Source organism: Micromonospora sp. CA-259024, assembly GCF_050936255.1.
Lineage (GTDB): Bacteria > Actinomycetota > Actinomycetes > Mycobacteriales > Micromonosporaceae > Micromonospora.
In genome coordinates this window covers 259967-283125 of the sequence record NZ_JBNJND010000002.1, presented here as the reverse complement: position 1 = coordinate 283125, position 23159 = coordinate 259967, and the positions used below count along the sequence as shown (strand labels likewise).

Sequence of the window (23159 nt, the reverse complement as noted above, 5' to 3'; positions counted from 1 at the left end):
CCGGTGCTCCGCCGGCCGATCCATCGCCCGCACAGCGGGCGTGACCCGGCGGCGTGGGAACATAGAGGGGGTCGGCGGCGCGCCGGCCTGTTCACGTCAGCCGACCAGAACGGACCGCTGTGCCACCGAAGCTCGATCCCGGCGCGAACGCCCCTGGTGCCACCGACCCCGGTCGCATCCGGAACTTCGGCATCATCGCCCACATCGACCACGGGAAGTCGACCCTGGCCGACCGGATGCTGCAGCTCACCGGCGTGGTCGACCCCCGGCAGATGCGCGCCCAGTACCTGGACCGGATGGACATCGAGCGCGAGCGCGGCATCACCATCAAGAGCCAGGCCGTCCGCATGCCGTGGACCATCCGCGAGGGTGAGCGGGCCGGTGAGCACGCGGTGCTCAACATGATCGACACCCCGGGGCACGTCGACTTCACCTACGAGGTGTCCCGGTCGCTGGCCGCCTGCGAGGGCGCCGTGCTGCTGGTCGACGCCGCGCAGGGCATCGAGGCGCAGACCCTGGCCAACCTCTACCTGGCGCTTGAGAACGACCTGCGCATCATCCCGGTGCTCAACAAGATCGACCTGCCGGCCGCCCAGCCGGAGAAGTACGCCGAGGAGCTGGCCCACCTCATCGGCGGCGACCCCGCCGATTGCATTCGCGTCTCCGGCAAGACCGGCGAGGGTGTGCCGCACCTGCTCGACGAGATCGTCCGGCAGTTCATTCCGCCGGTCGGCGACGCCGCGGCGCCCGCCCGGGCGATGATCTTTGATTCGGTGTACGACGTCTACCGTGGCGTCGTCACGTACGTCCGGGTCATCGACGGCCGGATCAGCGCCCGCGACCGGATCAAGATGATGTCCACCGGGGCCGTGCACGAGCTGCTGGAGATCGGTGTCATCTCGCCCGAGATGGTCAAGGCCGAGGCGCTCGGCGTCGGCGAGGTCGGCTACCTGATCACCGGTGTGAAGGACGTCCGGCAGTCCCGGGTCGGTGACACGGTCACCATCAACAGCCGGCCGGCGGCCGAGGCGTTGGGTGGCTACAAGGATCCGAAGCCGATGGTCTACTCCGGCCTCTACCCGATCGACGGGTCCGACTACCCGAACCTGCGCGAGGCGTTGGACAAGCTCAAGCTCAACGACGCCGCTCTGGACTACGAGCCGGAGACCTCCGGTGCGCTCGGCTTCGGCTTCCGCTGCGGCTTCCTCGGCCTGCTCCACCTGGAGATCATCCGGGAGCGGCTGGAGCGCGAGTACAACCTCGACCTGATCTCCACCGCGCCGAACGTCGTCTACCGGGCGATCACGGATGACGGCGAGGAGATCGTGGTGACCAACCCGAGCGAGTACCCCACCGGCAAGATCGCCGAGGTGTACGAGCCGGTGGTCCGGGCCACCGTCCTGACGCCCAACGACTACGTGGGCGCGGTGATGGAGCTCTGCCAGGGTCGGCGCGGCACGCTGCTCGGCATGGACTACCTCTCCGCCGACCGGGTGGAGCTGCGCTACACCCTGCCCCTCGCGGAGATCATCTACGACTTCTTCGACCAGTTGAAGAGCCGCACCAAGGGCTACGCCTCGCTCGACTACGAGCCCTCCGGCGAGCAGGCGTCCGACCTGGTGAAGGTGGACATCCTGCTGCACGGCGAGGCGGTGGACGCGTTCAGCGCCATCGTGCACAAGGACAAGGCGTACAACTACGGCGTCACCATCGCCGCCAAGCTGCGCACCCTGATCCCGCGCCAGCAGTTCGAGGTGCCGATCCAGGCCGCTATCGGCAGCCGGGTCATCGCCCGGGAGACCATCCGGGCGATCCGCAAGGACGTGCTCGCCAAGTGCTACGGCGGTGACATCAGCCGTAAGCGCAAGCTGCTGGAGAAGCAGAAGGAAGGCAAGAAGCGGATGAAGATGGTCGGCCGGGTCGAGGTGCCGCAGGAGGCCTTCATCGCCGCCCTCTCCTCCGACTCCGGCGACGGCAAGGCCGCCGGGAAGAAGTGACCCCCGTGCCGGTGCGCCGGCACTGAGTAGCGAAAGGGCCGGCGCCTTCTCGGCCGGTGCCTTCTCGGCCGGGCGGCCCGCGTCCCGGATGGGTCGAGCGCGGCCAAGATCCACGCACTTTCGGGGAAACTGCTGCCTGCAGACGTGTTCAGGCAGCAGTTTCCCCGAAGTTGTTCGGGTCTTGCCGGCGTGAGCGCGGTGGGCCTCAGGAGTTCACGGTTGGGCGGCGCTCATAGTCGCTGCGGGACGACCGGTCGTTCGTGAAGACGGCTGCCGGCCGCCGGCCTTCGTCCGTCTGGCTCGCCTTCGTCTGGCCTGTCTTCGTCTGGCCCGCTGTCGCCTGGCCGGCCTTCGTCTGGCCCGCTGCCGCCTGGCCTGGATTCGTCTCGCCTTCGCCGGGGCTGCCCCTTCCGGCCCGGTCCGTCGGCCGTCGTGGTTGCCGGCCCGGTGCTGATGCGGGGTGGCGTGACCGCCAGGTGCGCGAAAATTTTCTGGCGGCCTCGCCGGGCGGGCGGGTCGACGAGATGGGCTCCGAGCTGTGTGGACGCGATCGCGCGAACCGGCGCATCCAGTTGGCATTGACAGCCGCCGCTGTCGACGGACGTGAGTCGGTTTGGATTTTCGGCGGTTCGGGAACTTAGCGGTCACGACAGGAAGCACACATCGTGTGTCAGAGATTCTTTGAAGGAGGGCGACCGTGGAGCTCACCGTGTGGGGAATCATCACTGCGCTTGTTGTTGGTCTCATCGTCGGCGCGCTCGGCCGCCTGGTCGTCCCGGGCCGGCAGAACATGCCGATGTGGCTGCACCTGCTGATCGGTGTCGGCGCGGCCCTGCTGGGCACGGTGCTGGCGCGGGCGATCGGCATCGCGACCGAGACCAGCGGCGTCGACTGGGGCGAGCTGCTGGTGCAGGTCGTCGTCGCGGCGATCGCGGTCGCGCTGGTGGCCGGCGTGGGTCGCCGCCGCAGCGTCACCCGATAACACCCGCACTGCGCATTCCGAAGGGCGCCCGGCCTACTGGTCGGGCGCCCTTCGTCGTCCATCCCCGGCGCAGCGGTCGCTTCCCCGCGCCAGCTCGCCATGGTCCACTCGGCTTCAAGGATCTCGGGGTGTCCCGGTCACCGGAACACCCCGACTTCCGTGATCTCGTGTCGATCACACCGGTTGCCGCCCGTCCGGCGGTCCGGCGCCGTCCGGCGGTCCGGCGCCGTCCGGCGCTGGCCTGCCGCTGCCTACCGTCGCGCGCGGCACACACTCCGCCCTCTGGCCCGTCGCCCTCGACAGCGGGCGGGGGAGAAGCGGGGGAACCTCTCCGTCTCGACCCAGTCGTGATCGTTTGGTGATCGGAGTCGGTTTGGATTTTCGGCGGTTCGGGAACTTAGCGGTCACGACAGGAAGCACACATCGTGTGTCAGAGATTCTTTGAAGGAGGACGACCGTGGAGCTCACCGTGTGGGGAATCATCACCGCGATCGTTGTTGGTCTCATCGTCGGCGCGCTCGGCCGCCTGGTCGTCCCGGGCCGGCAGAACATGCCGATCTGGCTGCACCTGCTGATCGGTGTCGGCGCGGCCCTGCTGGGCACGGTGCTGGCGCGGGCGATCGGCATCGCGACCGAGACCAGCGGCGTCGACTGGGGCGAGCTGCTGGTGCAGGTCGTCGTCGCGGCGATCGCGGTCGCGCTGGTGGCCGGCGTGGGTCGCCGCCGCAGCGTCACCCGATAACGGCCCGGCATCACCTGGCACGACAGCACCTACCGGAAAGAGCGCCCGGCCCTCGGCCGGGCGCTCTTTCGTGCTGAAGCGCCCGACTTCGGCCGATGCACAGCGCCCCTCGTCGGCCCTCTGCGGTACGGTCGCCACGCTTCGGGCAGCCCGCCCACTGTCGTAAAGGAATTCTCCGTACTAGGGTGCGGCGGAGAAGGTTAGTTCCAAGCGGCGCGAGGGAGAAGTGGCGTGAACAGGTGGAAGCGGCTGGCCCCGGTCACCGCCATGGTGGCCTCGGCCGCGATGGTGCTGACCGGCTGTGGGGGCTCCGGTGACGACGCTGCCGACGACAGCAAGCTCACCGTGTGGATGATGGGCGAGGGCGGAGACGCGCAGAACTCCTTCCTCGACGGTGTCGAGACCGAGTTCCGCCAGAAGCATCCCGACACCGACGTGGTCGTGCAATACATTCCCTGGCTGGAGGCACCCAAGAAGTTCCAGGCCGCGCTCGCCGGCGGTGAGGGTCCGGACATCACCGAGCTGGGCAACACCGAGACGCAGGGCTGGGCGGCCCAGGAGGCGCTCGCCGACGTGAGCGGTCGGATGGGCGGCTGGGCCGACGGCAAGGACCTGCTGCCCGACCTGGTCCGCAACGCGCAGCTCGACGGCAAGCAGTACGGCGTGCCCTGGTACGCGGGTGTGCGCGCGATCTACTACCGCACCGACTGGTTCGCCGAGGCGGGCGTGCAGCCCCCGAAGACCTGGGAAGAACTGGTCACCGTCGCCAAGGCCGTGCAGGCGAAGAAGAAGGGCACCTACGGCATCGCCCTGCCGGGCAACTCCGAGCTGCCCTTCTACTCCTTCCTCTGGGGTGCCGGCGGCGAGATCGCCAGCAACCAGGGCGGCGCCTGGAAGTCCGGCTACACCACTCCCGAGGCGCAGCGGGCGGTCAAGTTCTGGACCGACCTGGTGACCGTGCACAAGGTGGCCCCGCCAGCGGCGGCGGGCTGGAACGAGATCGACGCGCGTACCCAGTTCGCCACCGGCAAGGCGGCGATGGCCTTCGCCGGCAGCTGGCAGCAGGGCGCCATCAAGAAGGACAACCCCGAGATCGAGAAGGTCTGGGGTACGTTCCCGATCCCCGGCCCGGACGGCAAGGCGGCGCCCGGTTTCGCCGGCGGCTCGGACGTGGCGATCTGGAAGGACAGCGAGCGGCAGGACCTGGCCTGGGACTACCTGACCGTGCTGCTGAACAAGAAGAACTCGCAGAGCTTCGCGAGCAGCCTCGGCTTCTTCCCGGTCTACAAGGACCTGGTCGCCAGCGACACGTACGCCAGCGACAAGGTGATGGCGGCGTTCGCCACCACCATGCAGAACACCAAGCTCACGCCGCTCACCCCGAAGTGGGTGGAGGTCAGCCGGACCAAGACGGTGACCCAGGCGATGAACAGCTCGGTCATGAAGGGTCAGAAGACGGTCGAGAAGGCTACCGCCGATGCGGCCGGTGAGATGGAAAGCATCCTCAACGCCAAGTGACCACGCTGACCGAGGTGCCGGAGACGACCGCCGCGCGGGAGAACCCCGCGCGGCGGCGTCGCCGGGTTGACCGCCTGCCCTATCTGTTGCTGCTGCCCGCACTGGTGATCATCGGGGTGCTGCTGCTGTGGCCGCTCGGCCAGGTGGTGGCGATGTCCTTCTACCGGCTGAACAGCGTCCGGCAACTGCGCGGCGACCGGGAGTGGCCGTGGGTGGGGCTGGGCAACTACGCCGACATCCTCACCGACCCGTTCTTCCTGACCGTGCTGCGCAACACCGTCCTGTTCGCCGCGGCCAACGTGCTGCTCACGATGGTCCTCGGCACCCTGGTCGGGCTGCTGCTGAACCGGCTCGGCCGCAAGATGGCGACCTTCGTGGCCAGTTGCGTGATGCTCGCCTGGGCCACCCCGGCGCTGACCGGCACCATCGTCTGGAAGTGGATCTTCGACGACACGAGCGGCCTGGTCACCTGGCTGTTCAACGCGCTGCCGGACGGGCTCTCCAACGGGTTGTTCGGCCGTAGCGACTGGACCGGCTACGGCTGGTTCAACTCGCCGCTGCTCTTCTTCGCCATCCTCACCCTGGTGGTGGTCTGGCACTCGTTCCCGTTCATCGCGGTGAGCGTGCTGGCCGGTCTCAAGAGCGTGCCGACCGAGCTGCACGAGGCGGCCCGGGTGGACGGCGCGAGCCCGTGGCGGGTCTTCTGGAAGATCACCTTCCCGCTGCTGCGCCCGGTCTTCGGGATCCTGATCGTGCTCTCCACCATCTGGGACTTCAAGGTCTTCACCCAGCAGTTCGTGTTGGCCGGCGGCACCCAGGACCGGCCGACGTTCATGCTCGCCATCTACTCGTACGCCGAAGCCTTCTCTCCGCCGCCGAAGTACGGCCTCGGCGCGGCCATCGCGGTGATCCTCACGCTGATCCTGCTCGTGGTCACCGGCTTCTACGTACGGATGGTGCTCAGGCAGGAGGACGAGTCGTGAAGAAGGTCGCCCTCAACGCCGCCGGGCTGCTGGTCGCGCTCTTCGCGGCGTTCCCGGTCTACTGGATGATCTCCACCTCGCTGAAGCCGAGCAACGAGATCTTCTCGGCCACCCCGCAGCCGGTGCCGACCCACCCGACGCTGGCGCACTACCGGGAGATCCTGACCGGCAACCTGATCCCTGGCGTGAGCTTCTTCGACTTCTTCCTCAACAGCGCGCTGGTCGCGGTCTCGACGGTGGTGCTCAGCGGCCTGGTGGCCCTGCTCGCCGCGACCGCCGTGGCCCGGTTCCGCTTCAAGCTGCGGACCAGCTTCCTGATCATGCTGCTGGTGGTGCAGATGATTCCGCTGGAGGCGTTGGTCATCCCGCTGTTCCTGATGATCCAGCGGCTCGGGCTCTACAACACCCTGCCCAGCCTGATCCTCACGTACCTGGGCTTCTCGCTGCCGTTCGCGGTCTGGATGCTGCGTGGCTTCGTCGCCGCGGTGCCGAAGGAATTGGAGGAGGCGGCGGCGATCGACGGGGCGAGCCGGGCCCAGATCTTCCGCCGGGTCCTCTTTCCGCTGGTCGCCCCCGGGTTGGTTGCCACCAGCATCTTCTCCTTCATCACGGCCTGGAACGAGCTGATCTTCGCGTTGACGTTCATCAACGACCAGGGGAGCTACACGCTGCCGGTGGCGATGACCTTCTTCTTCGGCCGGGACGACACCAACTGGGGGCCGGTGATGGCCGCGTCCACCCTGTTCACCCTGCCGGTCATCATCTTCTTCCTGCTGGTGCAGCGCCGGATGGTCTCCGGCCTGGTGGCCGGCGCCGTCAAGGGCTGACCCGCTGGCCGCGAACGACCGCCGGGGCCGGTGGTCAACCGCCGGGCAGGACGGTGAGCCCCGACCGGGCGACGATTTCCTGTAACGCCGCCACGTGCCCGTCGAACGCCGCCCGACCGGCTCTGCTCAGGGTCACCGAGGTACGCGGGCGCTTGCCCACGAAGTTCTTGCGGATCTCCACGTATCCGGCCTGCTCCAGCGTGGTGAGCTGCTTGGACAGCGCCGAGTCGGAGAGCCCGAGCTGCTCGCGCAGGTAGCGGAACTCCGCCCACTCGGTGGCCGCGAGCAGGCTCACCAGGGACAGCCGGGTCGGCGCGTGGATCAGCTCGTCGAACCGGGGAGTGCTCACCGGCCGCCGCCAAGCGGTCGGGTGGTCATCACCCGGCGAAGGTAGCGCATCAGCGGCAGCCCGGTGGCGGTCATCGCGCCGGCGGTGGTGGTCGCGCCGATCGCCGCGGGCCAGGCCAGGCCAGCCGCCTCGGCGGCGAACCCGGTGCTGAGGCCGAGCGCGACCAGGACGAGCACGTAACCGGCGATGGTGGTCGCGCCGTGTACACCGATGAGGCTGGTGTGAACCTGGGCCCGGTGCCGCACCACGACTCGGCCCACGACGGCGGCCAGTCCGATCGCGTACGCTACCGACCCGACCGCGACCACCCACGGCCGGTGGGTCTCCACGGCGGCGGTGAAGGCGACTATGAGCCCGCCCAACGCAGGCCAGTACCAGTGGGGGATGAGGGCGGCGGTGACCGCCTGGTCGCGGCGGGCGTGGATCTCGGCGAGCGCGTCGGCGGCCGACGCGGGAGTGATGCCAGGCTCGGTCACGGCTGCTCCTTGAGAAGAAGGCAAAGACTTTCCTGTTAGGCAAGTAGAACATCTTCTTGCCTAACGGGAAAGTACTTTCTTCGTCGGACGCAAGGTGGCGCTTCCGGGCATCGGCGCGCCGTTAGGCTGACGGCCATGACGGGCAGGGTGGCAGCGGTGAACCTCGGCGTGGTGACCGAGGCGGATTGGGCCGGCGACGCGAGCGGTCGCAGCGGGATCGACAAGCGGCCGGTCGACGGCCCGGTGCTGGTCCGCGTCGACGGGGTGGTCGGTGACTTCATCGGCGAGCGGGCCCATCACGGCGGCCCCGACCAGGCGGTCTACGCCTACGCGGAGGAGGACGCTGCCTGGTGGGCGGCCGAGTTGGGGCGCGCCGTGCGGCCCGGTGGCTTCGGCGAGAACCTCACCACGTACGCGGTCGACGTGACCGGCGCGGTGATCGGCGAGCAGTGGCAGATCGGGTCCGCCCTGTTGCAGGTCACCAAGCCGCGTACGCCCTGCACCACCTTCGCCGGCTTCTGGGGCGTACCGGACCTGATCAAGCGGTTCACCGCCCGGGCGCTGCCCGGGGCCTACCTGCGGGTGTTGCGGGAGGGCGAGATTGGCCCGGGCGATCCGGTCGAGGTGGTGGAGCGGCCCGCGCACGGCGTGACCATCGGCGAGGTGTTCCGGGCGACCAGCCTGGAGCCGGAGTTGCTGCCCCGGCTGCTCGACGCGGAGGACCTCCCGGCGGCGCTCCGAGAGAAGGTTCGCCGCCGCCTCGCCTCCCGGGGCTGACCGCGGTGCCGCGACCGCACCCGGCCTTCATGTCCGGGTTGGGATAGCCGGCGGGCACGCCACCGGATTCGGCCGCAAGAACCGGGTGACGGAACCGGCGGCGGACCGTTGCCCGTATTGTCCCCAGAAGGGCGTGCGGCGGGGACTGGGTGGAGCGCGATGTCGATGGCAACGGACGGCGGCGCCACGGCAGCGGCGCCAACCGATCCGAGCCTGGGGCGTCCGGCGTTCCTGGAACTCTTCTTCGACCTCGTCTACGTCTTCGCGCTGGTCGCCTTGGCGACCATGCTGGCCGACGACCTGAGCTGGACCGGCCTCGCCGAGGTGCTGGTGCTGCTGCTCGCGTTCACGATGGTCTGGGCGCTGACCGTGTGGACGGCGGACACCATCGACCTGGCCCGTACGTCCGGGCAGGGGCATCTCATCTGGGTGGCGGCAGCCAGCCTGTTGCTGGCCGCGGTGGCGGCCGACGCGTACGGCGATCGGGCACTGCTCTTCGCGATCACCTTCGTGGTCATTCCCCTCAGTACCACCGCCTACTACGCCGTTGTCGTCTCCCGGGGCCGGAGCGTGCCGCGTTCGACCATCCGGATCCAGACCTGGAAGGTCGTCGCCGGCGTCGGCTGGATCGCCGGAGCGCTCGTCGGCGGCTCGGGCCAGCTGCCGATCTGGGCGCTCGCGGTCGTCGTCGAGTACGCCGCAGCGGTGTTCGGCTGGCCGCTGCCCCGGATCGGCCGCTCACGACCGAGGGCCTGGCGGCTGGTCGGCGCGCGGGTGGCCGAGCGCTACCGGCAGTTCGTCATCATCGCGCTCGGGGTGTCGATCTTCGTGACGGGAACGACCTTCAGCAGGAGCGAGTACACGCTGGAGCGAGCCGGGGCCCTGCTCGTGGTGTTCAGCACGGTGGTCCTGATGTGGCGGATCTACATCTACCGCGCGGGTGCGCTGCTGACCGACGCCATCGCCCGGTCGACCGACCCGGCGCTGCTCACCCAGTCCGCGGCGGTCACCCACCTGATCATGGTGGCCGGCATCGCCGGCGCGGCGGTCACCAGCCACCTCGTGGTGGGTCGACCGTTGGGCGAGACCCCGCCGTCGTGGGCCGCGGTCATCCTCGGCGGCCCCGCGTTGTTCCTGTTCGGTCGGGGCGTCCTCGACTTCACCGTGTTCGGACGGATCTCGCGGTCCCGGCTGGTCGGCGTGGTGCTGCTGGCGTGCCTGGCGCCGGCCACGCCCCTGCTGCCGCCGGTCCTGGTCGCGCTGCTCGCCATGACCGTGCTGGCCCTGATCGCCGTGGCGAACCTGGTCAGCACCCGACGACACGCCCGTACGCCGGCACCGCCGATGCTCGGGTGAGGCTCCATGCGGGCGGCAGGGCGACCCCTCAGCGCGCCGGCGCGGCGACCCCTCAGCGTGCCGGCGCGGTGGCCTCGACCCGTCCGCGACGTGCGGCCAGCCCTTCCCCGACCAGGGTGAGCAGCAGGACCAGGTTCGCCACCACCAGGACGGTCAGCGGCGGCAGCCGGAACACGGCGGGCGCCACCAGGGCGCACAGCAGCACGACCGCCAGCACCACGATCGCCAGCACCCGGGACCAGAGGATCCGGGCCGTCACCACGGCATCGAACAGCACGCTGCCGAGCAGGAACAGCACCGGCCCGCCGAGGATGGCGGCCATCAGCTCCACCGGCGTGCCACCGGACGGCCGAGCGATGACCACCGACGTGCCGGTCGAGACCAACACCACCCCGGCCACCATCACGAGATGGGTGTACGAGGTGGAGGTGCCGGAGCGCACCCGCTCCACCGTCGTGACGCTCGGTGGGGCCAGGATCCGCTGGACGCGCTGGAAGTAGAGCTGGAACAGCAGGACCGCGCTGACGAACGCGACCGCGCTGGCGGTCACCTGGCCGGCGGTGAACCCGCTGCGGGCCAGCCCCGTGCCGATGCTCAGGATCAACTCGCCGAGCGCGACGATGAAGATCGCCCGGTGCCGCTCGGAGAGGTGCAACCCGGTGAAGATCTGGCTGGCGAGTTCGGTTCGCCCCAGCCCCGGCGTCGGCCAGCCGAACCGTGCCGAGCCGAGGTCGACCGCCACCGCGAGCGACCAGAGCACCAGCCGAGCCGTCTCGTCCACGAACACCCCGGCCACCCAGGGCGCCACGGTGATGCCGAACCAGAAGAAGACCCGGACGCTGCGGGCCTGGATTGAACGGTTCACCCGGGTGGCGGGAATCAGGACGGCGTCGCGGACCAGGTGGATGCCGAAGTACGCGGCGACGAAGAGCCACCCGTACCTGCCGAAGGCGTACGGTGTCGCGATCGCCATCAGCAGGGTGCCGAGCATGACCAGCAGGACGGTCGCCTGGATGATCGGCAGTCGGGGGTTGAACAGGTCGGTGAGCCACGCCGTGAGCACCCAGACCCACCAGGCGGCCAGCAGCAGGACGGCGGTCTCCGCGGCGCCCCGCACGGTGAGGTTCTCGCCCAGGGTGGCGGCGAGCCGGGAGAGCAGGAAGATGTAGACCAGGTCGAAGAAGAGCTCCAGGAAGGTCGGATATTCCGGCTCGCCGCGACGGCGGAGGATCCGGGGGAGCGGAGCGGACGTCATCGCGTCTGCCTCCTGTGCCACCCCGCGCCCTGGGCAGGCGCTGCGCCCCGGCTCTGCCTACCCGTCAGGCTACCGACAGTGCGACGCCGGATGGCCCGGAAGCGGATACGGAACGGCCCCCCGCCGACGGTGGCAGGGGGCCGTTCTCAGGCGCGGGTAATCAGCGCAGCCAGGGGATGTTGCGGTCGAGCAGGCCGCGCTCCTTGAGTTCCTTGCGCAGCGGGATCTCGTCGTCGACGTACCCGTCCCAGTTGATGCCCCAGTAGTTGGCGGTGTGGGTGCCCTCACCGATCAGCTGGCGCTGCACGGGGGTGCGGTTGCGGTACCACTCGCCGTTCACGTCGGGGTGCAGCTCGTCCAGCGGACGGATCCACCGGTAGGTGTAGCCGACGAAGAGCATCTTGCGGGTGATGGTCGACAGGTTCGTCGACCGCGAGTGCCACTGCCGGCGGTCGAAGATGAAGGCGTCGCCCGGGTTGGCGGTGATCTCCACCGTGCCCTCCGGGTCGGGGTTCTGCACGGTGAGGTCGGCCGGCCGGGGCAGCGAGTTCTTCAGGTGGCTGCCCGGGATGACCTTGGTGGCGCCGCGGCCGGTCTCGGAGAGGTCCGACAGCACGTACGCGACCTTCAGCGAGAACATCGGGCGGGGCAGGTTCGGGTCCATCGTCTCCGGGTCGGAGTTCTGCCGGTACCCGTCCTGGTGCCAACCCCAGTACGGCTTCTCCGGCTCGGCGGCCGGCGGGGTGACGTCCAGGTGGTTGTGGTGGGTGTAGATGTTCCAGCCGGCCAGCCCCCACATGTACGGGAAGGCGATCGGGTGGGTGAGCAGCTCGCCGAAGAGCTCGTCGCGCTCCAGGAAGCCCAGCAGGTGCAGGGTGCCGTCCTTCTTGGTGGTGCCCTTCGCCTGCTCCTCGGCGTAGACGCGGTCGACCGCCGCCTCGAGCGCCGCCCGGTGGTCCTCCGTCAGGACGTTGCGCAGCAGGAGGAAGCCCTGCTCGTGGAACTCCTTGCGGTCAGTGTCGCTGATCGGTTCGTAACCGGTCCGGTCGCCGTAATCGAACACCGCGTCGTACCCCTCCCCATGAGGTGAAACCTTTTCTGGCACAGGCCGCCGATCGTAACGCGATGACCTCGGCGTCGGGGAGTGCGAGTTTGCGGGAGCGGGGCCCAGTGGGACCCCGTGCAGCGAGAGAACTGCGACGAGTGAGATTTCCGTGATCAATAGAGCTGTTTACAGGCCATTGTCCGATTGTGCGGTGACTGCCGGTTAAGAGATCCGGGCCCGGTCAACCCTCGTTGAACACCTCGGCCACCACCTGTCCGGCGGGGCTCTGCTCGCCGCTGACCCGACCCCAGGTGCCGTTCCGGGCGGTCCACTCCAGGTCGCCGAAGCGGACGCGCTTCACCCCGTGGTCCTGGGCGTGCGACACCAGCCAGTGCGCGTACCGCCAGCCGTCGCGCTGGTCGCCCGGGGTCACCGCCAGCCCGATCGGGTCGGCGGGGTCGGTCCCCTTCAGCCCCCAGTCCAGCACGAGATTGCGGGTCAGCTGGGCGGCTGCCGCCGCACCGTGCATCGCCGGGGTGCGCCCGACCGTGCAGGCGACCGCGCCGCTGGCGTCGCCCAGCAGGGCCCGGCTGAGCACCTCGGAGTCGTCGGCCCACTTCTGGTAGGCCTCCGGGAAGGCTGAGCGCTGCACCCGCTGGGCGGCGTCGGTGACGCGCATCTTCTCCCAGCCGCGCACCTTCTTGAGCGCCGCGTAGAACCGGTTGGCCGCGTACCGCGGGTCGCGGATCTGCGCGGGGGTGCCCCAGCCCTGGCTCGGTCGCTGCTGGAACAGGCCGACCGAGTCGCGGTCGCCGTCGGCGAGGTTGCGCAGCCCGGACTCCTGGTAGGCGGTGGCCAGCGCGACCACCACGGCCCGCTCGGGCATTCCGCGCTGCGCGCCGATCGCCGCGATGGTTGCCGCGTTGGCCATCTGGTCGGCGTCCAGTGCGACCCGGCCGTCAGCCTGCACGGTGCACTTCCGTGCCGCCAGCGGCAACTGGAGGCGGTCACCGACCTGCCGTACGACGAGCCAGATCGCGATCACGGCGATGAGGATGAGGACCACTCCACCCGCCACGGCTGTCCGAGTTCGCACCCACACCCCCAGATCGACAGTCTGACTAGCGTACGTCCCCACCCGGCCCGTCCGGGTCGTCCGCGCGGTTCGGGGCCGGGTCGGCCGTCTCCGACCTGTTCGGGGCCGGCTCCGCTCTCGCGTACCGGTTGGCGACGTTCCCGCTCCGGTCGCGATCTCACCTGCCGTGTCGCCAGCCGCCCGAGCTGGTTGAGACCTGTTGTGGGCGTCACCGAGTCGACGACGGCGGGAAGCGATTGACCAGTCAAGGACTTGAGGGTGTTGACATGTCAATCCGACCGGCCCCACATCCGGGCGCAGGTCACAAGCAAGGAGGAGTTCCATGGGAACGCTGGATGGCAAGGTCGTGCTCATCACCGGCACCGGCGGGGGTCTGGGCCGCGTCGCGGCGCTGACGTTCGCACGCGAAGGCGCGAAGGTCGTCGGGGCCGACATCCAGACCGAGGGCAACAACGAGACGGTCGAACTCGTCCGGAACGCCGGCGGTGAGATGACCGGCATCGCGCCGGTCGACCTCACCGACCCGGAGCAGGTGCGGAAGCTCGTCGAGGACGCCGCCGCCGCGTACGGCGGGCTCGACGTGGTCTACAACAACGCGGCCGCGCTCCGCTTCGGCCCGATGCCCGACTTCTCCGTCGAGGACTGGCGGTACACCATCACCGGAGAACTCGACATTCCCTACTTCGTGTCGAAGTTCGCCTGGCCGCACCTGGTCCGGCGCGGCGGTGGCGTCATCATCAGCGCCGCCTCCATGGCCGGAATGATCGGCGGCCACGTCCCACCGATGGTCGGCCACGCCGCCGCCAACGCCGGCATCATCGGCATGACCCGACAGCTCGCGCTCGAAGGCGCGCCGCACGGGATCCGCGCGGTGGCGATCAGTCCCGGGCCGATCGTGAGCCCGGCCAGCGAACGAGACCTCGGCGACAACCAGGCCGCCCGGGACGCGATCACCGGCAAGACGCTGCTCAAGCGCTTCGCCCAGCCGGAGGAGGTCGCCGAGCTGGTGGTCTTCCTCGCCTCGGACAGGGCGTCGTACATCACCGGGGCGAACTACCCGGTCGACGGCGGCGCGACCGCCTGGTGACCCGGCCGGACAGCGGGGCGCCGCCGCTCCTCGGCGGCGCCCCGACGCTCAGACGTCGAGAGCGGGCACCCACCGCGCCGGTCTTTTCTCCCGGAACGCGGTGACCCCCTCGCGTCCCTCGTCGGAGAGGAAGTAACCGGTCGAGAGAGCGGACAGCCGGGCCAGATCAGCGCGCAACTCGGCGGTGCCCGGCCGGCGCAGCAACTCCTTCGCGCCGGCCAACGCGCCGGGGGCACCGCGCACCAGCGAGTCGCAGTACCGCTGCACCGCCGCGTCCAGCCCGTCCGCCGGCACCGAGGCCGTGACCAGGCCGATCTCGGCGGCCCGCCGCCCGTCGAAGGTGTCCCCGGTCAGGTACAGCTCGGCAGCGGCGCGGGGGTGCAGCCGGGGCAGCACGGTCGCCGAGATCACCGCCGGGATCACCCCGATCCGCACCTCGGTGAACGCGAACGTCGCCTGATCGGCGCAGACCGCCAGATCGGCGGCCGCGATCAGGCCCAGCCCACCGGCCCGTGCCGGCCCGGCGACCCGGGCCAGCACCGGCTTCGGGCACTCCCAGAGCGCCGCGAGCACATCCCCCAGCCTCGCGGCCGGCACCGTCCCGCTGGCGTACGCCGCAGCGGTCTCCTTCAGGTCCGCACCCGAGCAGAAGACCGGGCCGGCGTGGTCGAGCACGATCACCCGGACAGCCTCGTCGGCGACCGCGTCCGCCAGCCCGGCCAGCAGTTGCGTCATCAGGCCGGTGGAGAGCGCGTTGCGGTTGTGCGGGCTGTCCAGGGTGAGGGTGGTCACCCCACGGGCCGTGGCGACCCGCACGAGGACGTCGGGAGAGGTCATGCCGGGCACACTAGTGGCCATGCCCGGCGTCCTTCCAGATGGTGAGACCGTCCCTGTCGACGGATCGCTGCCCGCCACCGCCACCGCGGCGGTCGGCGCGCGCGGCTTCGGCGTGTACGTGCACGTGCCGTTCTGCGCCAGTCGCTGCGGCTACTGCGACTTCAACACGTACACGGCGGCCGAGTTGGGCGGCGGTGCCAGCCGCGAGGGGTACGCCGACACCGTGCTCGCCGAGCTGGCACTCGCCGCCCGGGTGCTCGGCGACAGCCCGCCGCCCCGGGTCGACACCGTCTTCGTCGGCGGCGGCACGCCCACCCTGCTCCCCGCCGACGACCTGGCCCGCATTCTCGACGGCATCGACCGCACCTGGGGGTTGGCCGCCGACGCCGAGGTGACCACCGAGGCCAACCCGGAGTCGGTCACCCCGGAATCGTTGAAGGTGCTGCGGGCCGCCGGCTACACACGGATCTCGCTGGGCATGCAGTCGGCCTCCCCGGGAGTGTTGGCGATCCTGGACCGCAAACACAGCGCCGGCCGAGCCACCGCCGCCGCCCTGGAGGCGCGCGACGCCGGATTCGAGCACGTCAACCTGGACCTGATCTACGGGACTCCGGGGGAGCGGGCCGAGGACTTCGCCGCCTCGCTGGACCAGGTCGTGGCCGCCGGGGTGGACCATGTCAGCGCGTACGCCCTGATCGTCGAGGACGGCACCCGGCTCGCCGCCCGAATGCGGCGCGGCGAGCTGGCGTACCCCAGTGACGACGTCGCCGCGGACCGGTACCTGGCCGCGGAGGCCGCGCTGGACGCGGCCGGGCTCTCCTGGTACGAGGTCTCCAACTGGGCCCGCACCGACGAGGCCCGCTGCCGGCACAACCTGCTCTACTGGACCGGCGCGGACTGGTGGGGGCTGGGGCCGGGGGCGCACAGCCACGTCGGCGGGGTGCGCTGGTGGAACGTCAAGCACCCCTCGGCGTACGCCCAGCGGCTCGCCGCAGGCGCGTCACCCGGCCTGGCCCGGGAGGTGCTCACGGTCGACGAGGCGCACATGGAGGACGTGATGCTCCGGCTGCGGCTCGACACCGGCCTGCCGCTGGCGGTGCTCGACGCCACCGGCCGGGCCGGCGCCGAGCGGGCGCTCGCCAACGGCCTGCTCGCTGCCGAGGAGTACGCCGCCGGCCGTGCGGTGCTCACCCTGCGCGGGCGGCTCCTCGCCGACGCGGTCGTGCGTGACCTGCTGCCCTGAGCCGCAGGCTGTCCCCGGGCTGGTGGAGGCGGTGCGCCGGGCCGGCCGAGGGAGCGGCCGACCCGGTCACTTGATGAAGCTGGCCGACATCGGGTAGCGGTAGGGGGTGCCCTCGTTGGCCTTCATACCCGCGATGATCCCGAACAGGATCTGGATCACCACGACGGCGATGCTGGGCAGGAACAGCAGGCACCAGCTCACGAAGAGCAGCACGAACGCGATGATCGACCAGAGGATCTGGAAGTTCAGGGCGGCTAGCGCGTGCGCCCGGACGGTCGGCGACTGCTGACCACGGGCCAGGTAGGCGATGAGCGGGGCGACGAAGCCCAGCGGACCAAAGCTGATCAGCGCGCCGAGGGCGCCGCCGAAGTGCGCGACCAGCGCCCAGGTCTTGTCCTCGTTGTTGGCGTAGCCGCCGCCGGGGCCGCCGTAGGCGCCACCGGTCGGATACCCGCCAGCGGGATAGCCGCCGGGCGGCGGGTAACCCCCGGGCGGAGGGTAGCCACCCGCCGGAGGGTAGCCGCCTGACGGCGGTTGGTCACCGGTGGGTGGCGGATAGCCACCGGCCGGGGGATAGCCGCCCGGGCCGGGTGCCCCGGACAGTGGTGCGGTGGGTGGCTCGGCCGACGGGGACGAGCCCGGGGAGGTCGGCTCCGGCGGGTAGTTGCCGGCGTCACCCGCTCCGGGAGGGCGAGGAGGTTCAGTCATGGATGTCACGGTAGGGGCCTGTGGCAACGCCGCACCAGAGCGACATCGCCCGGCAGAACGGGCCGATCGGCCCAGCGGGGTGGCGCGGGCCGCACCGACGGGCCGCCGTTGATCATCGCGTCGGCGGGTGCGCCGACGTAGACTGGCACTCGCTACAGTCGAGTGCCAGGGCGGCCCGGCCGGCCCACGGCGCCGGCGGCCGACGTGCGACAGGAGGTGCGGAGAATGGGTCTCGACGACCGGAAACTCGCCGTGCTCCGCGCGATCGTCGAGGACTACGTCTCCACCCAGGAGCCGGTCGGCAGCAAGGCGCTGGTCGAGCGGCACCAGCTCGGGGTCTCCCCGGCCACGGTCCGCAACGACATGGCCGTGCTGGAGGAGGAGGGCTACATCCGGCAGCCGCACACCAGTGCCGGCCGGGTGCCCACCGACCGTGGCTACCGGCTCTTCGTCGACCGGCTGTCCCGGGTCAAGCCACTCAGCCCGGCCGAGCGCCGGGCCATCGAGCGTTTCCTGGTCGGCGCGGTCGACCTCGACGACGTGGTGCACCGCACGGTGCGGCTGCTCGCTCAGCTGACCCGGCAGGTGGCCGTTGTGCAGTACCCGAGCCTGGCCCGCTCGTCGGTGCGTCACCTGGAACTGGTGCCGATCTCCACCACCCGGTTGATGCTCGTCATGATCGCTGACACCGGGCGGGTGGAGCAGCGGCTGGTGGAGCTGCCCGGGCCGGTGCCCGCCGACGATGTCACCGACCTGCGCCGGCTGGTCAACGAAAAGCTCGCCGGCGCCCGGCTCTCCGATACGCCGCCGTTGGTGCAGGCGCTGGTCGAGGAGGCGCCGGTCGAGCTGCGCCCGGCGATGACCACGCTCTCCACGGTGCTCCTGGAGACGCTGGTCGAGCGGCACGAGGAACGCATCGCCCTGGCCGGCACCGCCAACCTCACCCGGGGTGGCCTGCTCGACTTCCAGGGCTCACTGCGGCCGATCCTCGAGGCCCTGGAGGAAGAGGTCGTGCTCCTCAAGCTCATCGGCGAGACCGAGCCGAGCACGACCCGGGTCCTGATCGGCGACGAGAACGAGTTCGACAACCTGCGGGCCGCCTCCGTGGTCAGCACCGGGTACGGCCCGGGCGCCACGATCGTCGGCGGCCTGGGGGTGCTGGGGCCCACGCGGATGGACTACCCCGGCACCATCGCCACGGTGCGCGCCGTGGCACGCTACGTGGGCGAGTTGCTGGCCCAGAACTGATCAGTCAGGGCCGACGGCCGGCTGCTGCCGCCGGATCGGCGCAACGCGAGACGAACATGAGGACACGGAACGCAGTGGCCAGGGACTACTACGGCATTCTCGGTGTGAGCCGGGAAGCCTCCGATGACGAGATCAAGCGCGCCTACCGCAAGCTGGCGCGCCAGTTCCACCCGGATGTCAATCCGGACCCGGAGGCTCAGGAGAAGTTCAAGGACATCAACGCCGCGTACGAGGTCCTCTCGGACGACCGGAAGCGGCAGATCGTCGACCTGGGTGGCGACCCGCTCGCCCCGGGTGGCGGCGGTGCCGGAGGCCCGGGCGGCCCCGGTGGGGCCGGTCCGTTCGTCGGTTTCCAGGACATCATGGACGCGTTCTTCGGCGGCGCGGCGGGTGGCGCCCGCGGTCCGCGTCCGCGTACCCGGCCGGGTGCCGACGCGATCCTGCGGCTCGAACTCGACCTGCACGAGACGGCGTTCGGCGTCGAGGCGCCGATCACCGTCGACACCGCCGTGCTCTGCACCACCTGCTCCGGCGCCGGCACGGCCGCCGGCACCCACCTGGCGACCTGCGAGGCGTGCGGCGGTCGGGGCGAGGTGCAGTCGGTGCAACGCACCTTCCTCGGCCAGGTGGTCTCCGCCCGGCCGTGCACCGTGTGCCAGGGCTACGGCACCACCATCCCGCACCCCTGCCCCACCTGCGCCGGCGACGGCCGGGTGCGTACCCGCCGCTCGCTGACCGTCAAGATCCCGGCCGGCGTCGAGGACGGCATGCGGATCCGGCTGGCCCAGCAGGGCGAGGTGGGCCCGGGTGGCGGCACCGCCGGTGACCTCTACGTGGAGATCCACGAGCGGCCGCACGACGTGTACTCCCGCAAGGGCGACGACCTGCACTGCCGCGTCACCGTGCCGATGACGGCGGCGGCGCTCGGCACCCGGCTGACCATCAAGACCCTGGACAGCGAGGAGACGGTCGACGTCAAGGCCGGCACCCAGCCGGCCAGCACGCTGCGGCTGCGCGCCCGGGGTGTGCCGCACCTGCGCGGCACCGGCCGAGGCGACCTCTACGTGCACCTGGACGTCCGTACGCCGACCAAGCTCGACCCGGACCAGGAGAAGATGCTCCGCGACTTCGCCAAGACCCGCGGTGAGGAGGTCGCCGAGCTGTCCAAGCAGGGCGGCTTCTTCTCCCGGATGCGCGACGCGTTCAACGGGCATGCCTGAGGTGTCCGCGCCGCTGTTCCTGGTCGAGGCGCTGCCCACCGGCGACGCGCTGACCCTGGACGGCCCGGAGGGGCGCCACGCGGCGACCGTGCAACGGCTGCGGGTCGGCGAGGAGCTGCTGCTCGCCGACGGCCGGGGCGGCACGGCCGCCGCCGTGGTCACCGCCGTCGGCCGGGGCAGCCTGGACCTCACCGTCACCTCCCGGGGGTACGCGGACGCGCCCGTACCCCGGCTGGTGACCGTGCAGGGCATCGCCAAGGGCGACCGGGGTGAACTGGCCGTGCAGGCGATGACCGAGGTCGGGGTGGACGAGATCGTGCCCTGGGCGGCCGCCCGCTCGGTGACCCAGTGGCGCGGCGACCGGGGCGTACGCGCCCGGGACAAGTGGGTGGCCACCGCTCGGGAGGCCGCCAAGCAGGCTCGCCGCCCCTGGCTGCCGGTGGTGGCCGGTGCGCCGGACGAGTCCACCGCGACGGTGGCCCGCCGGATCGCTGGTGCCGCCGCCGCGTTCGTGCTGCACGAGGAGGCCGACGAGCGGCTGACCACCGCGGAGCTGCCGTCCGGCGGGGAGATCGTCCTGGTGGTCGGCCCGGAGGGTGGCATCGCCCCGGCCGAGCTGACCGCCTTCCGGGAGGCCGGCGGGCGACCGGTCCGGCTCGGCCCGGCCGTGCTGCGCACCTCCACCGCCGGCGTGGCGGCGCTCAGCGTGCTCGCCACGCGGCTGGGCCGCTGGTAGTCCTGCCTCTTCCGGGGTCAGCTGCGCAGGTAGGAGGCACCGTTGAGGTCGACGATGGTGCCGGAGGCCCACTCGGCCTGTGGCGAGGCCAGCCAGTGCACCGCGGCGGCGATCTCCTCCGGCTGGGCCACCCGGTCGAACGGGCTCTGCGCCCGGATGGCCGCGCCGTTCTCGCCGCGCAGGTGCTCGGTGGTCATGTCGGTCGCGACGAAGCCCGGAGCGACGGTGGCGACCGTGATGCCGTACGGCGCGAGCGCCACCGCGAGGGACTGGCCCAGTGCGTTCAGCCCCGCCTTGCTGGCCCCGTACGCCGGCTGGTCCGGCTCGCCGCGGAACGCGCCACGGGACGAGACGTTGACGATCCGCCCGCCGCGGGCCCGCATGTGCTGGGCAGCGCACCAGGTGACGTTGCCGGCCCCGGTCAAGTTGGTCTCCAGCACCCGCCGCCAGCGCTGCTGCCACTGCGCGTAGGAGGCGCCGAAGATCGGGTGCGGATCGTCCCGGTCACCGTACGTCCCGGCGTTGTTGACCAGCACGTCCAGCCCGCCGAGCAGGTCGGCGGCCTGGTCGACCATGGCCCGGACCGCGTCCGGGTCGGTGAGGTCGGCGCGGACCACCACGTGCCCGGCGCCGGGCAGCTGCGCGCGCAGCTCCTCGGCCGCGTCGGCGGAGTCGCGGTGGTGGATCGCCACCCGGTCGCCGCCGGCCGCGAACGCCGTCGCCACCGCCCGGCCGATCCCGCGCGAGGCCCCGGTCACCAGTACCGCCCGATCCGTCATGCCGGCAATCCTGCCCCAGCCGGTGACCCTTCCCTACACTGCCCCGATGGGATCCGACTGCCTGTTCTGCCGCATCGTCGCCGGGGAGATCCCGGCCACCGTGGTCCGGGAGACCGACACCACGCTCGCCTTCCGCGACATCGGCCCGAAGGCGCCGGTGCATGTCCTGGTCATTCCGAAGGAGCACTACGCCGACATCGCCACGCTCGCCGAGGGTGACCGCGCGCTGACCGCGGACGTGCTGGCGACGGCCGCCGCGGTGGCCGAGGACGAGGGCCTGCTCGGCGACGGTTTCCGGCTGATGTTCAACACCGGGCCGTACGGCGGGCAGGAGGTGTTCCACGTGCACGCGCACCTGCTGGGTGGTGCGCCGCTCGGCCCGATGCTCGCCCGGGACCTGGCGTGAGCGGGCGCAGCGAGCCGACGCCCGCCCGATCCGTGGACGAGCGGTTGGGCCGGCTGGTCCGCCGGGTGCAGGCCGACGCGCGGGTGCCGGCGGTGTCGGCGGCACTGCACCGGGCCGACCGACCGCTGTGGAACCTCACCGTCGGCGAGACCGGCACCGACAGCCCGCTGGGGCCGCGTACGCAGTTCCGGATCGGCTCGGTCACCAAGACCTTCACCGCGGTGCTCACCCTCCAGTGCCGCGACGACGGCCTGCTGGACCTGGACGACCCGGTGGGCCGGCACCTGGATCTCCCCGCGCACGGCGAGCTGACCATCCGCCGCCTGCTGTCGCACACCGGTGGCCTGCAACGCGAGCCGTTCGGCGACGTGTGGGACACCCTGCGCCCGCCGAACGTCGACCAACTGCTCGCGGAGCTGGACCGGGCCGAGCGGGTGCTGCCGACCGCCCGTCGGTTCCACTACTCCAACCTGAGCCTGGCCGTGCTCGGCCACCTGGTCGCCCGGCTGCGCGGTGGCAGTTGGGCACAGGTGCTCGCCGAGCGGGTGCTCGCGCCACTGGGGCTCACCGACACCGCCGTGATTCCCCGGCCGGCGGCGGCCACCGGCTTCCTGGTCGACGCGTACTCCGACGAGGCGCACCCGGAACCGCCGACCGACTTCGGTGCGGTCGGCCCGGCCGCCCAGCTCTGGAGCACCGCCACCGACATGGCCCGCTGGGCGGCGTTCCTGGCCGACCCGGTGGCGCTCGACCCGGCCGGCGCGGTGCTCGCCCCGGGCACCCTGGACGAGATGCGCTGGCCCCTGACCACCACGGACGAGACGCTCTGGGGCGCCGGCTTCGGGCTCGGGCTGATCCTGATTCCGCAGGGCGAGCGAGTGGTGCACGTGGGGCACGACGGGGCGATGCCCGGCTTCCTGGCCGCGGTGTACGGCCGGCGGGGAGGCGACGGCACGGCCGGCGCGATGGGCGCCGCGGTGCTCGGCTCGTCCGGTACGGCGGCGGAGCTGTTCGACCTGCCGCACCGGCTGCTCGCCTCGGCGGTCGAGCACGATCCGGCCGAGATCGAGCCATGGCGGCCCGGCGCACCCGCACCGGCGGCCCTGCGGGGTGTGCTCGGCCGCTGGTGGGGCGAGGGTTTCGAGTACGTCTTCTCCTGGCACGACGGCGCCCTGCGGGCGCGCGGGGCCGGTGACCCGGCAGGACGTCCGCCGGCGATCTTCGCTGCGCTGCCGGACCAGCCGGACGTGTTCCGCACGGTCTCCGGTCGCGAGGCCGGTGAGCTGCTGCGCCTGACCCGGGACGAGTCCGGTGTCGTGGTCCGGTTGCACTGGGCGACGTACCGGTTCACCCGCCACCAGGAGACCTTCGACCGGTACGACTTCCGGGCCGGGAGTTGATCGCGGCCAGCGGAAATGGGCGCGATGCGGCCCGCGTTGAACCGATACGATGGGTGTAACGTCCGCACGCCGTGCCAGCAGGGCCGGCGCCG

23 protein-coding genes are annotated in these 23159 nt (G+C 71.2%); 15 read left to right on the top strand and 8 right to left on the bottom strand.

Annotation, left to right across the window (positions count from 1 at the left end):
• The first annotated feature begins 119 nt into the window (after positions 1–119).
• The 6 genes from lepA (at position 120) to ACQEUX_RS20570 (ending at position 7049) form a co-directional block, all read left to right on the top strand.
• On the top strand, positions 120–1997 hold the full coding sequence (gene lepA / locus ACQEUX_RS20595; RefSeq protein ID WP_433050737.1) for a translation elongation factor 4: 1878 nt from the start codon (positions 120–122) through the stop codon (positions 1995–1997).
• A gap of 697 nt (positions 1998–2694) precedes the next feature.
• Positions 2695–2979 (top strand): GlsB/YeaQ/YmgE family stress response membrane protein, encoded by a 285-nt coding sequence (locus tag ACQEUX_RS20590; RefSeq protein ID WP_433050734.1) that lies wholly within the window; start codon positions 2695–2697, stop codon positions 2977–2979.
• A 457-nt stretch (positions 2980–3436) separates the two neighbouring features.
• Positions 3437–3721: a GlsB/YeaQ/YmgE family stress response membrane protein gene (locus tag ACQEUX_RS20585; protein WP_124774501.1), complete on the top strand. Its 285-nt coding sequence runs from the start codon at positions 3437–3439 to the stop codon at positions 3719–3721.
• Between the two features lie 231 nt (positions 3722–3952).
• Positions 3953–5239: a sugar ABC transporter substrate-binding protein gene (locus ACQEUX_RS20580; RefSeq protein ID WP_433050730.1), complete on the top strand. Its 1287-nt coding sequence runs from the start codon at positions 3953–3955 to the stop codon at positions 5237–5239.
• Complete coding sequence (locus tag ACQEUX_RS20575; RefSeq protein ID WP_433050727.1) at positions 5236–6222, top strand: carbohydrate ABC transporter permease; 987 nt, start codon at positions 5236–5238, stop codon at positions 6220–6222. Before ACQEUX_RS20580 ends, ACQEUX_RS20575 begins: the two co-directional genes overlap by 4 nt.
• The gene (locus ACQEUX_RS20570; RefSeq protein WP_355030865.1) at positions 6219–7049 is read left to right on the top strand and encodes a carbohydrate ABC transporter permease; all 831 of its coding nucleotides are present in this window, start codon (positions 6219–6221) and stop codon (positions 7047–7049) included. The genes ACQEUX_RS20575 and ACQEUX_RS20570 overlap by 4 nt, the downstream gene beginning before the upstream one ends.
• Positions 7050–7083: 34 nt before the next feature.
• Here the strand turns inward: ACQEUX_RS20570 and ACQEUX_RS20565 are convergent, their stop codons facing one another.
• Together ACQEUX_RS20565 and ACQEUX_RS20560 are read right to left on the bottom strand one after the other, a co-directional pair.
• The gene (locus ACQEUX_RS20565) at positions 7084–7398 is read right to left on the bottom strand and encodes a winged helix-turn-helix domain-containing protein (protein WP_433050724.1); all 315 of its coding nucleotides are present in this window, start codon (positions 7396–7398) and stop codon (positions 7084–7086) included.
• Positions 7395–7874, bottom strand: a complete 480-nt coding sequence (locus tag ACQEUX_RS20560; protein ID WP_433050721.1) for a hypothetical protein — start codon at positions 7872–7874, stop codon at positions 7395–7397. Before ACQEUX_RS20560 ends, ACQEUX_RS20565 begins: the two co-directional genes overlap by 4 nt.
• Before the next feature lie 135 nt (positions 7875–8009).
• On the opposite strand from ACQEUX_RS20560, the gene ACQEUX_RS20555 reads away from it, so the two are divergent.
• Both ACQEUX_RS20555 and ACQEUX_RS20550 read left to right on the top strand, forming a co-directional pair.
• Entirely contained in the window at positions 8010–8651 is a 642-nt protein-coding gene (locus ACQEUX_RS20555) for an MOSC domain-containing protein (protein WP_433050718.1), read from the top strand.
• 159 nt (positions 8652–8810) lie between these two features.
• Entirely contained in the window at positions 8811–10007 is a 1197-nt protein-coding gene (locus ACQEUX_RS20550; protein ID WP_433050715.1) for a low temperature requirement protein A, read from the top strand.
• A gap of 52 nt (positions 10008–10059) precedes the next feature.
• Here ACQEUX_RS20550 and ACQEUX_RS20545 read toward each other — a convergent pair whose 3' ends face one another.
• The 3 genes from ACQEUX_RS20545 to ACQEUX_RS20535 all read right to left on the bottom strand — a co-directional run bounded on the left by ACQEUX_RS20545 (position 10060) and on the right by ACQEUX_RS20535 (position 13349).
• Positions 10060–11262: a low temperature requirement protein A gene (locus tag ACQEUX_RS20545; protein WP_433050712.1), complete on the bottom strand. Its 1203-nt coding sequence runs from the start codon at positions 11260–11262 to the stop codon at positions 10060–10062.
• A 160-nt stretch (positions 11263–11422) separates the two neighbouring features.
• Positions 11423–12325 (bottom strand): phytanoyl-CoA dioxygenase family protein, encoded by a 903-nt coding sequence (locus ACQEUX_RS20540; protein ID WP_091409805.1) that lies wholly within the window; start codon positions 12323–12325, stop codon positions 11423–11425.
• A gap of 223 nt (positions 12326–12548) precedes the next feature.
• Positions 12549–13349 carry a hypothetical protein gene (locus ACQEUX_RS20535; protein ID WP_433057004.1) on the bottom strand — a complete coding sequence of 267 codons (801 nt, stop codon included), beginning with the start codon at positions 13347–13349 and terminating at the stop codon, positions 12549–12551.
• A gap of 376 nt (positions 13350–13725) precedes the next feature.
• Here ACQEUX_RS20535 and ACQEUX_RS20530 point away from each other — a divergent pair, with 376 nt between their 5' ends.
• A complete protein-coding gene (locus ACQEUX_RS20530; RefSeq protein ID WP_433050709.1) occupies positions 13726–14490 on the top strand; it encodes an SDR family NAD(P)-dependent oxidoreductase in 765 nt (254 codons plus the stop codon).
• 48 nt (positions 14491–14538) lie between these two features.
• Here the strand turns inward: ACQEUX_RS20530 and ACQEUX_RS20525 are convergent, their stop codons facing one another.
• A complete protein-coding gene (locus ACQEUX_RS20525; protein WP_433050706.1) occupies positions 14539–15327 on the bottom strand; it encodes an enoyl-CoA hydratase-related protein in 789 nt (262 codons plus the stop codon).
• Between the two features lie 19 nt (positions 15328–15346).
• Here ACQEUX_RS20525 and hemW point away from each other — a divergent pair, with 19 nt between their 5' ends.
• Positions 15347–16570 (top strand): radical SAM family heme chaperone HemW, encoded by a 1224-nt coding sequence (gene hemW, locus ACQEUX_RS20520; protein WP_433057002.1) that lies wholly within the window; start codon positions 15347–15349, stop codon positions 16568–16570.
• Between the two features lie 66 nt (positions 16571–16636).
• On the opposite strand, the gene ACQEUX_RS20515 is transcribed toward hemW, so the two are convergent.
• The gene (locus ACQEUX_RS20515; protein WP_433050703.1) at positions 16637–17278 is read right to left on the bottom strand and encodes a DUF4870 domain-containing protein; all 642 of its coding nucleotides are present in this window, start codon (positions 17276–17278) and stop codon (positions 16637–16639) included.
• 225 nt (positions 17279–17503) lie between these two features.
• Between ACQEUX_RS20515 and hrcA the strand changes: the two genes are divergently transcribed.
• The 3 genes from hrcA to ACQEUX_RS20500 all read left to right on the top strand — a co-directional run bounded on the left by hrcA (position 17504) and on the right by ACQEUX_RS20500 (position 20482).
• Complete coding sequence (gene hrcA, locus ACQEUX_RS20510; RefSeq protein ID WP_433050700.1) at positions 17504–18526, top strand: heat-inducible transcriptional repressor HrcA; 1023 nt, start codon at positions 17504–17506, stop codon at positions 18524–18526.
• A 74-nt stretch (positions 18527–18600) separates the two neighbouring features.
• Positions 18601–19746, top strand: a complete 1146-nt coding sequence (gene dnaJ / locus ACQEUX_RS20505) for a molecular chaperone DnaJ (protein ID WP_192580165.1) — start codon at positions 18601–18603, stop codon at positions 19744–19746.
• 1 nt (position 19747) lies between these two features.
• Entirely contained in the window at positions 19748–20482 is a 735-nt protein-coding gene (locus ACQEUX_RS20500) for a 16S rRNA (uracil(1498)-N(3))-methyltransferase (RefSeq protein WP_433057000.1), read from the top strand.
• 17 nt (positions 20483–20499) lie between these two features.
• Here the strand turns inward: ACQEUX_RS20500 and ACQEUX_RS20495 are convergent, their stop codons facing one another.
• Positions 20500–21261, bottom strand: a complete 762-nt coding sequence (locus ACQEUX_RS20495) for an SDR family NAD(P)-dependent oxidoreductase (protein ID WP_433050697.1) — start codon at positions 21259–21261, stop codon at positions 20500–20502.
• Positions 21262–21307: 46 nt separating this feature from the next.
• Between ACQEUX_RS20495 and ACQEUX_RS20490 the strand changes: the two genes are divergently transcribed.
• Both ACQEUX_RS20490 and ACQEUX_RS20485 read left to right on the top strand, forming a co-directional pair.
• Positions 21308–21667, top strand: coding sequence for a histidine triad nucleotide-binding protein (locus ACQEUX_RS20490; RefSeq protein WP_433050694.1), 360 nt, complete (start codon positions 21308–21310; stop codon positions 21665–21667).
• Positions 21664–23067 (top strand): serine hydrolase domain-containing protein, encoded by a 1404-nt coding sequence (locus tag ACQEUX_RS20485; protein ID WP_433050691.1) that lies wholly within the window; start codon positions 21664–21666, stop codon positions 23065–23067. The genes ACQEUX_RS20490 and ACQEUX_RS20485 overlap by 4 nt, the downstream gene beginning before the upstream one ends.
• Positions 23068–23159 lie beyond the last annotated feature (92 nt).